This window comes from Ectothiorhodospira lacustris (genome assembly GCF_022227845.1).
Lineage (GTDB): Bacteria > Pseudomonadota > Gammaproteobacteria > Ectothiorhodospirales > Ectothiorhodospiraceae > Ectothiorhodospira > Ectothiorhodospira lacustris.
The window spans coordinates 102113-114116 of sequence record NZ_JAJNQN010000004.1; the positions used below are offsets into that span (position 1 = coordinate 102113).

A 12004-nucleotide genomic window follows, 5' to 3' on the forward strand; every position below is an offset into this window, starting at 1 on the left:
CCCTGTTGACTGCCACCCTTGCCCTGGGTTGGGCCCAGGCGGAAGGGGTGGCCATTACCGTCTACAAGGACCCCGACTGCGGTTGCTGTACCCTGTGGGAACGGCACCTGGAGGCCAACGGCTTCAGAGTGGACAGCCGGGAGACCCGCGCCATGGGGCTGGTCAAGGCCCAGGTGGGGCTGCCGCGAGACATGGCCTCCTGCCACACCGCCATCGTGGATGGCGTGATCGTGGAGGGGCACGTCCCGGCCGAGGTGGTGCATCGTTTTCTGGCCGAGCGTCCGGCAGGGGCGGTGGGCATCGCCGCGCCGGGCATGCCGCTGGGCTCTCCGGGGATGGAAATGCCCGATGGCCGGACCCAGCCCTATGACGTCATGGCCTTCGACGCCTCGGGGCGCAGCTGGGTCTACAGTTCCCATAACGACGATCAGTAGTCGCCCCCCCCCCCAACTCATACATGCTCATGCAACCCGCACTCGCGCTTCAGGCCGAAGAACCGCATCTGTGACGGGTCATCGATCTCATGTACCGAGCGCGTGGTATGGACATCACCGATGGACAGATAGCCCTCGTGCCACAGCGGGTGATAGGGCAGTTCATGCCGGGTCAGATAGCGGTGCACATCCCGGTCGGTCCATTCGATGATGGGATGGATCTTCAGGCGTCCATTCTGTGATGCCGCCACGTCGAGCTGTGCCCGGGATGCCGACTGCTGCCGACGCAGCCCGGCGAACCAAGCCTGTGCCCCCAGTTCATTGAGCGCTCGCTGCATGGGCTCCACCTTGTTAATCCGGTTGTAGCGTTCAATCCCCTCCACACCCTGCTCCCACAGCTTGCCGTAGCGCGCCTCCTGCCAGTGCGGGGAAAGTGGGGAACGGTACACATGCAGGTTCAGGTTAAGGCGCGAAGACAACTCGTCCACAAACCGGTAGGTTTCCGGAAAGAGATGGCCGGTATCCACCAGGATCACCGGGATATCAGGTTGTTCACGGGTGACCAGATGCAGCATCACCGCAGCCTGTGCACCGAAACTGGAACTGAGCACGACCTGCTCTCCAAAGTGCTCCAGTCCCCAGCGTACCCGGGCCTGGGCATCCTGGGATGCCAGCTTGCGGTTGATGCTAGCCAGGGTTTCGTGGTCGTGCCGTTCAATGGCCTGTGGTGACATGCCGTATTCCTCCATTCGTCGTTGGAGGTACCTTAGCAAGGATTGCGGATGGTCAAAAAAGAATAAAATGTAACTTATCGATTCGTTTTTGATATTTATGGCGGTCTAGCCGGCCAGCCGCAGGGCCCGGAGTTGGGCTGTCTTCTTGTGTTGATGGGCCTGCATCCGCACCAGGATGCTGTCCAAGGTCTGAAGGGCGTCCAGGATATAGGGACCCTTGTTGAGCATGACGCATTCGGCCCGTCCCGCCATGGCGGCATCCGTCAGTTCCGGCCGCGAGATCAGGCCTTCCTTGGCCAAGCTCTCCAGTACCTGGGTGGCCCAGATCACCGGTACATGGGCCGCCTCACAGAGCCACAGGATCTCTTCTTGTATCTCCGCCAGGCGTTCACCACCGATCTCCACCGCCAGATCTCCCCGCGCGATCATGACCCCCAAGCGGTGACGCCCCAGGGTGGCCAGGATGATCTCCGGCAGGTTCTCCACCGCCCGGCAGGTCTCGATCTTGGCCACGATCCCCAGGTCCGAGCCTCCTCGCCGAGCCAGTTCATCCATGAGCAGGACCATGTCCTCCCGGGATTCGACGAAGGAATAGCCTACCAGGTCCGCGTGGGCCACCACGAAATCGAGATGTTCGAGATCCTGCGGACTCAAACCGGGCAGGTTCAGTGAGGCGCTGGGGAAATTGATGCCTCTGTCCGGCCGTAGACGGTGCCCCTGAGGACGGCAGTGGGTAATGCGGATCATGACACCATCGTCAGTGAGATGATCCACCGTGCCGCCGATCTTGCCGTCATCGATCCAGACTTTTTGCCCCGGCGCCAGGGCCGCCAGTGCCTTGGGCGTGGTACAGGCAATGTGTGCGGGCAGCAGGCATTGCCCGCTGTCGTCCACCGTTGCCGGTTGCCCCGGGGTCTGGCTGCGGGTCAGATACAACAGATCATCTTTGAACAGGCGGATCGTGACGGGTTCCAACTCAGGCCAGACCAGTTGCAGTGTCTGTATCTCCTGCCAATGTCCCATCTCATCCGGCCGTTCATGGATGAATCGGGTGCTGTTGGTGAAATAGGCGCTGCGGTCCAGGGTGGCCAGCCGGCCGCCGTGGTCCAGTGTTTCCATGATGTTCAGCCTGCGTCTCTTGCCCCGGGTATCCTCGAAGACCAGCCGATCGCCGACCTGCATGCGTTCCAGGCATGGGCTCGGTAGCAGATATTGGTAGACCCCCTCACCGGCAGCAGTCATGGGTGTCGCATTCGCGGGCGTCAGGATGACCTGCGCCGGCTGTACCATCCTGCCGAGCAGGTTGCGTCGTGGTTTGACATGGGAAACCGGCGGGCGGTGGGCCAGAGGGCCGGTGCGCAGTTTGTGGCCCGCCAGATCCATCAGGATCGTACAGCGGGTATTCAGCCTTTGCTCTGCGGACCGCAGGTGTCGAATCATGGCGGACCATGCCTCCGGATCATCATGGGCGCAGTTGATGCGAGCACAGTCCATGCCGGTTTCCATCAGCTTGAGTACCAGATCCTCATGCAAGGCAGCTTCCCTGGGCAATGTGACCATGATGCGCACATTCCTTCCGGTAGGTGGGGTCCCGAACAAATGGTCCGCATTCTCCTTCAGGGTGTATAGACCACGGTCGAAATCGATACCGGTGGGTTCCGGATCGGCTTCATGGCTGCGATGGGTAAGCCGGGTCAGTACCCGCAGCACCTGATTGATGCTGGCCATGACATGGGCCTCGGTGCGTCCCAGGGAAGAGAGTCCCTGTCTTGTCAGGCTCATCTGCAGGGGCCTCAGATCCATGGCCCTCAATGCCAGATACTGGGCCAGATTGCGGGCGGAAAATGGAATGATGTCCGGGCAGTCGGGATGAGATTTTTTCAGCCGCCGTTCGGCGCCGGAAACCACCTCGTTCCTGAGCTTGAGCATGGCATCCGTCAACGTATTCAGATCTGCCGGTGATGTATCCGGGGTTACCGGGGCAGGGTGCTGAGTCATGGGCAGGGAACCTGTATCGCACGCGGCCATTTCCACGCATCTCACCATGAATACCACGTAAGAGTGACAGGCCTGTGAACTTCCTCGGGACTGTTGCCCTGTCAGCAAATTGTCATCATGGATGCTTAGCATAAACGCGTTTTGCTCATTGAATTCCATGTAGACAACGGCTGATTTTGAGGAACGATTGCAATGAAACAAAAATTTCCCCTCCTGCTGGCGGGCCTTGTACTGGTGATGGGCGTTGCCGGTTGCCAGACCGCACCGGAAAAGTCTCCGACTGCTCAGGTCACGCTGCAACAGGCTGAAATGAATGGCCCGTTTGATCGTGCCGGATTCCGGGTTGAAGAGTCGGATGGCCGTCTGTGGGTGCTCAAGCCGGGTCAGGAAAAGAGCAGCAACCATGTGGCCTTGATCGGCGCAGGTCCTCAGGGGATGACGGTGCGTGCCGTGGACCGGGACACCGCATTGGAATATTTGGCCGCCAGGCCCGGATTCAATGTGGAAGTGCAGGATGGTCGTCTGTGGGTGCTCAAGCCGGGTCAGGAGAAGAGTGGCAATCATGTGGCCTTGATCGGTGCCGGCCCTCATGGGATGACTTTGCGCGCTCTGGACCGGGACACCGCGTTGGAATATCTGGGAACCAAGCCGGGTTTCCAGGCGAAGGCGAAGGATGGTCGTCTATGGGTGCTCAAGCCGGGTCAGGAGAAGAGTGGTAATCATGTAGCCCGTATTGGCGTTGGTCCATTGAGCAGTACTGTCCGTGCAGTTGATGCAGAAACCATGGAAGAGTACCTGTCCGTCCAGAATTGACTCAGAAGTTCAAGCAGGTAACGAGAAGCACTCTGAAATGAATTTCAGAGTGCTTCTTTTTTTGTGCTCCATTTCAGCTTTGTCGTTTTATGTGGAAGCCGGCCTGTCTGCTGAAGAAATTGATAAGGCATGCTCTGAATGCGTCCCGTCCATTCATAGACTGGAAATTCCGGACTCCCACTTGTGTGGGCGTGACGGCAGGGGAATTTCTTGATGTTTTATGCTTAGTGATAGTTTTATCCATTTCCTTTGCTCTTTGGTAGGCCATCAAAAAGGGTTTTCCGGATAACAGTTCCGGGGACAGTTCGCTCCCATCTGCCGTTTGGGTGGCGTATCCAGTTGGGTTTTTTGGGTAGTTTTGTAGTATCGAGCAGCAGAGGTAATCTATCTGTGGACCCGAATTGACTGTCCCCGTCTTCGCTTCGGTTCATGAAGCGTACTATATATCTATATATAGCCTCGGCTTCAGCTGATTCATAATGATGGATGGATGGTTCTGATAGCTGTTTGAGTTTTCTTCTTCCATACGGAGATGGTATTCGCTCACTGGCAGCATCGAACGGTGGAGGCATTATGGTGATTCTTGTGTGAGAGTACTCGTGTGGTCTGTAAACATAGTTTTCGTCATATATATAAAATGATGTGTCAGCCCACTTTATTGTGTCACATTTATTTCCAAGGCCTGCTGGGATATGTGTTATTTGGTTTTTTCTGTCAAAAATAATAAATCTATTTGCGGGGATTCTCCTTGATGTGATGAACAGGGCGATTGCAAGTGGCGTTAGCAGAATCCACTCGATATCTATGTTTGAGAAGCTCGATGCGATAAATCTGGCTGTATCTGCAATTGCCAGCACAATTATTGTAAATCCTATTGCTGCTGGTATTGTTGACAAGTTGAAGTAGCCATATATCAGCAGATCTTCAGTCTGTATTGCTGTTCCTTTCCAGTGTGTGATATGCGTGCCGCATGTGGTTTTTGTATTTCCAGTTAAGACGCTTTCATCATGATTTCTTGATATTTTTATGTGTGATGGTGTTTTTAATTCTACCACTGGTGATTTGATAAGGGTTCTTATTACGGGCATCGGAATACTTGGGAGCTAAGCCTGAAACCCAGGTTTGCTGAAGTCTGGGCAGGAGAATAGTGGTAACCACGTCGCGTGGATCAGTATCGATTTATTGAGTAGCGCCGTCGGTGCAGTGGATATACAAATCATGGGAGGCGGAAGTTAAAGTGGCTCGATGAGAAACACTCTTAAAAGAATTTCAGAGTGTTTCTTTTTTCTCTATTTTAACGCCATAATTTTATGTGGAAGCTGGCCTGACTGCTGAAAACATTGATCAGGTTTGTTCTGGATGCATCCCGTCCGTCATTCCCGCGGAAGCGGGAATCCATTCATGGACTGGAAATTCCGGACTCCCGCTTGTGTGGGCGTGACGGCAGGAGAATTTATTGGTGTTTTATGTTTGGTGATGGCTTTATCCATGCCCTTTGCTCTTTCGGAAGCCATCAAGAAGGGTTTTCCGGATAACAGTTCCAGGGCCAGTCCTCTCCCATCTGCCGTCTGGGTGCCGTATCCAGTTGGGTTTTTTCGGTAGTTTTTCAGTTTTTAGTAGTGACCATTGCCAGTCTTCAGAGTCGATGTTTTTAGGTGGGTTTTTGTTTTTTGTATGTGCCTCTTCCCGGAGGGTTGGGCTTTTTTTTTCCATGAACCTTAATATGTAGCAGTAAATTTCTTCTGCGTCTTCGTCTGTGTATTTATTTTCTAGGCAGTCTGATACATTTATTAATTTGTACCTCAAGTAGGCGCTTGGTGCCCCGTTAACAATTAGGTCATCTGGCGGCCTTATGATGCTCAGATGTGTTTCTTCGTATTTTGTTGGTTTTACTGGGTTATGGTGATCGTGAATTAAGAATGATGTGTCGCCCCAATTTATAGTGTCTTGCCTTTTTGATAGTAGTTTTGGGATGTGGACGACTTGGTTTTCTTTGTCGAATATGACAAATCTGTTATGTTTTGTTTTATCAGTTATTTTAAATAAAAGAATGCCTGTAGGTACTAGTAGGATAAGCCATATCATCCATAGATTTATATTGTAAAAAATGGCTGATATTGGCATAACTAATCCAGCTAGTAACATCGTCGTGGCGATCGTGTCAACAGTCGGGCTCCAGTAGTTGTCTCCATATATTAATAAATTTTTATCATGTCTTGCCGGGGCTGGGCTTTGTATTTCGTTGCTCCTTATTTTTTCGATAATTTTTTCTGAAAGTAGCGAGGTATTTTTTTCTTTTGATATCCTTATATCCGATCTTTTGAAGGTTTCAATTAGTGGAGATTTTACGGTTGATCTTGCGACGCCCATGTTTTCTTTTTCCTTGCTAGTGTTGTTTATTTATTCGCTTCTATTTTTTCGTGATGACTTTTTATGAAAATGGTGCTGTTCGGCCATTTTTGCTCAAATTTTTTAATGATATCATCTTCTATTCCGGGTAGTTTTATCTCTATTTTTGTTCTAATCCCATGTGTTATTTCCTTTCTTTTTGCCTCTAAATAGAAGTGAGTTTTTTGGTTTTTTTCTGATTTCTTTGTCTTTGACTTGGTTTCTTCTGTAATTTTTCTATTAATTTTTTGGTGATTGAATTCTATGCTTCCATTTATGTTTTTACTTCCGATTAGGTTGGGTGGGGTGGATATTATTATTTCAATGATGACCGGATCTTCAGGTCCTAGCTCATTTATTTTTCTATGAATTTTAAGTAGGTCTTCTTGGGTTTTGTTGGCTTTTCTTTTGTAGCTTTTTATTCGGTTTGATTTTATGTCGTGAATTATTGTTTTTAGTTCTATTTTGACTGTAGAGATTATGATCTTTTCTATTTCTTTCTTTATGTCTTTTGGGTTTTCTGTTTTTGGTGTTTTTCCAAAGTAGCTATTTATTATTTCTTTTTGTGTTTTGCTCCTTGTGTTAGCCATTGTTGCTGTCTGGCCTAATGCGCCAATGGCTAACGCTGTTAGTATTACTAGCCCTGGTCCTGCTGGGATAAGAAAAGTTATCGCTCCCGAAATGAATATTAGTGAGCCTCCAAAGACTTGACCCATGTTTTTATGTTTTATCCCATTTTTTATGGCTATTATGCCAGTGGCAGACTCTATTAGTCCGACCCCACGATTCAGTAATCTACTTGTTTTACGTAGCAGACCTTCATAAAAGGCTCTTCTATTAGTGTTCTTTATTGCTTTTTCTATTTGCAATTCATTTATTGAGAATATTGCAAGCGCCGATAGTGCTGAGACTAGGTCTAGCTGCTCTTCGAGTGTGGCATTTTTTGGGTTTTTTGCGGCGCTGAAGATGTTTGCTGTAATTATTGGTATTTTTACGCAGTTTAAGCTTGCTCTATAGTTTGGGTTGGACGTGATTTTTTGGCTGATCTGGATGTAATGTATTGGGCTTATTATTTTTGGTAATTCAATGTGTTTTATTTTTGTATTTTCGGTATTATTTCTTGTCTTTCCGCTTATGTTTGTTCTATTTATTTCTTCTGAATATATTTTTATTCTATCCAGTTTTACTTTTGTTATCCGCTCGAGTAGTTCTGCCGTTTTTTGTATTCCTGTCTCTGGGGTTTCTAGGTTTTTACTTAGTGTTGCTTCTGTCAGTGCTTGTAATATTGCTTCAATGGCGTCCGCAGAAAATGTGATTAGCTTTAAACGGTCGCTTTCTTTGATGCTAGCTAGATTAATGTTTGTTGTTTTTAATTTCTCTACGCTCTCAAACCAGGCGAATAGTATTTTTCTTGCTTCGCTGTCCCTGCCGTTAATGACCGGGATTTTTACTATTTCTCCCAGTGCTATTTTATATAAGTAATCCAGGGATTCTTGAGATTCGTTTTCAAATATTGCATATCCCCAATGCAGTATTCCGATGCCTCTTGTCTCTGGGTTTTCGCTACTGGTGAAGTCTTCTATTGATCTGTCGAAATCCTTTGAATTTATTATCTTTGCCAATTTTCTTTCTGTTAAGTTTTTTATCTTATTGGATTTGAGGGTTATTTTATCCCATTTATCAAGCCTTCTTTTTATTCTTATGGTGTCTGCTACTTTAGTTAGTTCTGGGTTTTGCTCTATCATTTTCTGAATCAGTCTTCCAAGTGCTATTTCTCCTTTTGTGGCGGATTCTTCAATTTTTTCTAGTGTGGTTAGTTGCTCGTCTAGTTGATTTTTTAAATCTCTTGTCATCTGCAAGGGGTCTTGAAATATTGCTATAAGACAGCTGGAGACGTCTCGTAATGTGAGCATGTCATTTCTGTCGTCTTGCAGCTGAAAATGTTTACGTGGTTGCCCTCCATGTTCTGCGTTATATCCAAGGCGCCCCGACCTTGCGCTATCTCTGCCTAAACATAGAGGTTGAAACCTTTCTGCCACAATCGAATCATTACGGTTAGGCTTATTTGTGTTCATTGATATTGATGAGGATTGATTCCTCAAATCCCCCCACGCCATCCCCCCAAAACCCTCAATCCGCTCCCAATGCCAGGGAATCTCGCTCATGGCCAGGTGATATTCATGGAGATGTCCTGCCACGTAGTGGGGCAGGAGTAGTTTTGCGCCCAGAGGGCAATGTGCCGGGCGCTCGTCCTGGCCCTGCCATTGAGCCAGGTTGACTTCAAACCAACAGCCTTCGGGGCCGGCTTCCAGTTCGCGCCACAGATGTCCGTCACGAAAGATGTAAACCCGGCACCCAGGGCGTATTGGGGCAGTTTCCCGCTGGTCCAGATCCAGCGCCCGGTGCAGGACGACGGCGACGAACTGATGGCGGTGGCGATGCACCCTGAGTTCCGGGTCACCTGCAAAGTTCCTTTTCTGCGGCATGACTCCACTGGCCAGCGGGACCCGATAGATACCGTAAAAGGGATCTTCCAGCCGCAATGCAAGGTCGACAGGTGCTTCTTCGAGCCCTGTGAAGATCATCCGATGGTGGCCCCGGTGACCTGGCTCCGGTTCGGGATAGGCTTCCACGGGTTGCTGGGTAGTGCCATGAGTCGTCAGCTCGATCAGCAGTCCTTTCCCTTCGGCGCGATCCAGATCAATGTCCAGGCGCAGGGCATAAGGAGGCTCTGCGAGAGGCGGCGCCTCCAGCATCTCGGGATCGATTTCAGGCGGAGGTGTGCAGCCTGGCTGCATCAAGGGTGCCGGTGGCGTGTTGCGACAGTTGGAAACCATCTGGTCGAATTGCCTGACCGCCGGTCGTCCCTCGAAGAAGACATTGCCGGAGGCGGTCAGAAACTCCGCATGACCCTGTCGGGTACCGGAGCGAAGGCCACCGCAGTTGCCGGCTTCGTCTCCTCGACTTCTGGAGAATCGTGAATCCAGGTGACAGGCGGGGTGGCCGTTGATGCGGATGCTGTCGGCGGTGCCGACGGCATCCATGCTCTCCGCCACGTTCATGTACGGGATGGGCTTGCACTTTTTGCCGATGCGGGTACGGCAGACGTCGATGGTGGTGAGGATGCCTTCCGAGCCGGCATGGACCGCGCTGCGACCGTTGATGGCGATGTTTCGGTTGCCGGAAGTCCGGGGTGAGTTGCCTCCCACGTGACCGGACTCAGGTTCTCCCGAAGTGAGTGGGCGGGTGAGGATGGTGCCGGGAATCAGGCCGATGCGTGCCTCGATCGTGTCGGCGATCGCCCGAATGTCCCCCGGGTTGAGTCTGCCCAGCAGGACATCACCATCCAGGCCGGTCCGGGGGCAGCGGCTTATCCGTCTTCCATCCGGCGCGGATGTTTCCGGTAGCGTCCAGTCGGGATCAATGCGGCGATAGAGACCGGCCAGCGTCTGATGCGCTGTCTCCTGACCGCCGAGCCAGGCCCTGAGTGCTCGCCGGCCCTGGTCCGGGGAAGGGAAAACGGGCAGGCCCTGGGCAATGCCGATACTGCCATTGTCCAGGGCCGCCATGCCCAGGCCCAGGAGCCCCGGGTTCTGGGTGCGCCAGGAAAGGCTGCCACCCCGAAAGATGGTGAGAACATCCGTGTCATCAAAGTAGTGGACCTCCTGATCGGAGGCGCCGCCGGCAGCCGTGAACATGGGGGGCGTCCTTGCCTCTGGGATTCGCTGGAATCATTTCCCGGCGCTGTTCAAGGATCAAGTCTTTAGCCTGATTTTTTGGGGGGAGTTCTCATTTTTTCGGTTTGGTATGGAAACTTCAGGTTGTTGCAGCCGTCGGTCAGCCCCGGGTCACCCAGGCATTACACCATCCACCAGCCGCGACCAGCTTGCCCGGGAATACGGCGCAAGGCCCCCATTCCGCCTGGGACGGATCACTGAACATCAGACAGTTGGCGCAGTTATGGCCTGCCTGATAGGCGCTGTGGGTGGAGTCCGACGCATTTTCCACATAGCTCATGGCCCTTGCCTGGGCACTGCTCGGGTCCAGGCGTTCCGCTGCCAGGGCCGCGTGCCACGACACGGGCAGGATGGTGATCGCGGCACCGGCCGCGCCCATTTTCAGGAATCGGCGACGCTGCATGGAAGCGTTCTTGTCACTCATGGTGCTGTTCTCCTCTATCTCATTTTGTAATGTGCTGACAGCGCCGAGATCTTTGCAGAGAGCGTGCCATCCTGGCCGGAGCACTGCATGGATAACGCTGCTCGAAATCCCGTTGTTGGTTTATGTGTACATAAAAGCTTGTGATCTCAATGGCTTTTAGTGATCGGACCTAGGGATTGTCGAGGTCCCAGGCGCTGATTCCCGTTGTGCAACTCCGGGCAAATACCGGGTTTGCAACCGCACCGGCGCTGTTCATTCTCTGCGCAAGATGGTCATAACCTGCTCACGCCTCATCCACGAATATCCCCGGTGATGGTTTGAGCCCGCTGGGCTTAACGGGACGGCGTGCTGGAAGATTTTTTACCAGCCCACCGCCGATCGGTCTGTTTTTAACCACCGGTCATGGTTGTTCCTGCCCCCGGGTCGACATAAGAATCAACGATTTACATATGGTTTTTTGTTGGCCCGCATCCTGCATCAGCAGGCTGGCGAACCTTGCCCCACCATCCAGCGGTCGATGTTGACCACCAGGCCTGTTGCAGGGCCTGCGCAATAACAAACAGGGGCAAACCAGAGGGGGTTGTGATGAGGCATTGGTTACTCGTATTCGGCATTGCACTGGCGATGGTGCTGGTGCCCGTGGCGCCCGCCTGGGCGGTGGGCGGTGATCCGGAACGGCCCATACGTGGGGTGGACAAGGTACCCAAGCTGGAGGTGGACCGCTCCGCCCGTATCCAGGAACACGTGCAGCGCATCTTCAGGACACCCCATGCCAATTTCGCCGATGAGCGCACGCCGTTTGCCCAGGGCATGTGCAATCGCTGTCACGGACCCGGGATGGAGATCTTCTTCAACCCCGAGAAGGAATCCGCCGAGCGCATGAACCAGCCCTGTCTGAGCTGTCACGAGGAGGGCGCGCGCCGCCACTGGCATGGCAGCACCCATGAATTCTCCGGCCTGGCCTGCGTCAACTGCCATGCTATGCACAATGAGCGCCCGAGACTGCTCAAGGCCGATACCCAGTTGGAAGTGTGCGGTGCCTGCCACCTGGATCGTCGCGCCGATTTCGGCAAGCCCTCTCATCACCCGGTCCCGGAAGGCCTCATGCAGTGCACCGACTGCCATAACCCCCATGGCACCCCCGGTCCCAAGAAGCTGATCGGTCATACGGTGAATGAGACCTGCTACAACTGCCACGCCGAAAAGCGAGGACCCTTCCTGTGGGAGCACAACCCGGCTCGCGAGGCCTGCACCACCTGTCACGATCCCCACGGTTCCATCCATCGGCCGATGCTGGTCAGCCGCCCCCCCATGCTGTGTCAGCAGTGTCACCTGGGTTCCCACTCCGACGTGCCACTCACCGGCGCACGTATGGATTTCCGGGTGCAGGGTCGCAGCTGCCTGAACTGCCATAGCCAGGTCCACGGTTCCAACCATCCCCGTGGCTTCGTCTTCAAGGAATGAGGCCAACCGTCA

At 52.6% G+C, this 12004-nt stretch carries 9 protein-coding genes; 3 read left to right on the top strand and 6 right to left on the bottom strand.

The window, feature by feature from the left end; translation table 11 throughout:
• Positions 1–5: 5 nt before the first annotated feature.
• Positions 6–434 (top strand): DUF411 domain-containing protein, encoded by a 429-nt coding sequence (locus tag LQ956_RS04795; protein ID WP_238621597.1) that lies wholly within the window; start codon positions 6–8, stop codon positions 432–434.
• A gap of 17 nt (positions 435–451) precedes the next feature.
• On the opposite strand, the gene LQ956_RS04800 is transcribed toward LQ956_RS04795, so the two are convergent.
• Both LQ956_RS04800 and LQ956_RS04805 read right to left on the bottom strand, forming a co-directional pair.
• Positions 452–1168, bottom strand: coding sequence for a phosphoadenylyl-sulfate reductase (locus tag LQ956_RS04800; protein ID WP_238621596.1), 717 nt, complete (start codon positions 1166–1168; stop codon positions 452–454).
• Between the two features lie 105 nt (positions 1169–1273).
• Positions 1274–3166 carry a pyruvate kinase gene (locus LQ956_RS04805; protein ID WP_238629607.1) on the bottom strand — a complete coding sequence of 631 codons (1893 nt, stop codon included), beginning with the start codon at positions 3164–3166 and terminating at the stop codon, positions 1274–1276.
• Between the two features lie 237 nt (positions 3167–3403).
• Here LQ956_RS04805 and LQ956_RS04810 point away from each other — a divergent pair, with 237 nt between their 5' ends.
• A complete protein-coding gene (locus tag LQ956_RS04810; protein WP_238630366.1) occupies positions 3404–3979 on the top strand; it encodes a hypothetical protein in 576 nt (191 codons plus the stop codon).
• Positions 3980–4215: 236 nt separating this feature from the next.
• Here LQ956_RS04810 and LQ956_RS04815 read toward each other — a convergent pair whose 3' ends face one another.
• The 4 genes from LQ956_RS04815 to LQ956_RS04830 all read right to left on the bottom strand — a co-directional run bounded on the left by LQ956_RS04815 (position 4216) and on the right by LQ956_RS04830 (position 10528).
• The gene (locus LQ956_RS04815; protein ID WP_238629605.1) at positions 4216–5067 is read right to left on the bottom strand and encodes a hypothetical protein; all 852 of its coding nucleotides are present in this window, start codon (positions 5065–5067) and stop codon (positions 4216–4218) included.
• Positions 5068–5461: 394 nt separating this feature from the next.
• Positions 5462–6349 (bottom strand): hypothetical protein, encoded by an 888-nt coding sequence (locus LQ956_RS04820; RefSeq protein ID WP_238629604.1) that lies wholly within the window; start codon positions 6347–6349, stop codon positions 5462–5464.
• A gap of 26 nt (positions 6350–6375) precedes the next feature.
• Positions 6376–10065: a PAAR-like domain-containing protein gene (locus tag LQ956_RS04825; RefSeq protein ID WP_238629603.1), complete on the bottom strand. Its 3690-nt coding sequence runs from the start codon at positions 10063–10065 to the stop codon at positions 6376–6378.
• A 139-nt stretch (positions 10066–10204) separates the two neighbouring features.
• The gene (locus LQ956_RS04830; protein WP_238621591.1) at positions 10205–10528 is read right to left on the bottom strand and encodes a high-potential iron-sulfur protein; all 324 of its coding nucleotides are present in this window, start codon (positions 10526–10528) and stop codon (positions 10205–10207) included.
• A gap of 585 nt (positions 10529–11113) precedes the next feature.
• Between LQ956_RS04830 and LQ956_RS04835 the strand changes: the two genes are divergently transcribed.
• The gene (locus tag LQ956_RS04835; protein ID WP_238621590.1) at positions 11114–11992 is read left to right on the top strand and encodes a DmsE family decaheme c-type cytochrome; all 879 of its coding nucleotides are present in this window, start codon (positions 11114–11116) and stop codon (positions 11990–11992) included.
• Positions 11993–12004: the final 12 nt, after the last annotated feature.

Coding starts and splice junctions, on each gene's coding strand:
- LQ956_RS04800 (WP_238621596.1), bottom strand. CDS start 1,168: ATGTCACCACAGGCCATTGAACGGCACGACCACGAAACCCTGGCTAGC.
- LQ956_RS04805 (WP_238629607.1), bottom strand. CDS start 3,166: ATGACTCAGCACCCTGCCCCGGTAACCCCGGATACATCACCGGCAGAT.
- LQ956_RS04810 (WP_238630366.1), top strand. CDS start 3,404: ATGGGCGTTGCCGGTTGCCAGACCGCACCGGAAAAGTCTCCGACTGCT.
- LQ956_RS04815 (WP_238629605.1), bottom strand. CDS start 5,067: ATGCCCGTAATAAGAACCCTTATCAAATCACCAGTGGTAGAATTAAAA.
- LQ956_RS04820 (WP_238629604.1), bottom strand. CDS start 6,349: ATGGGCGTCGCAAGATCAACCGTAAAATCTCCACTAATTGAAACCTTC.
- LQ956_RS04825 (WP_238629603.1), bottom strand. CDS start 10,065: ATGTTCACGGCTGCCGGCGGCGCCTCCGATCAGGAGGTCCACTACTTT.
- LQ956_RS04830 (WP_238621591.1), bottom strand. CDS start 10,528: ATGAGTGACAAGAACGCTTCCATGCAGCGTCGCCGATTCCTGAAAATG.
- LQ956_RS04835 (WP_238621590.1), top strand. CDS start 11,114: ATGAGGCATTGGTTACTCGTATTCGGCATTGCACTGGCGATGGTGCTG.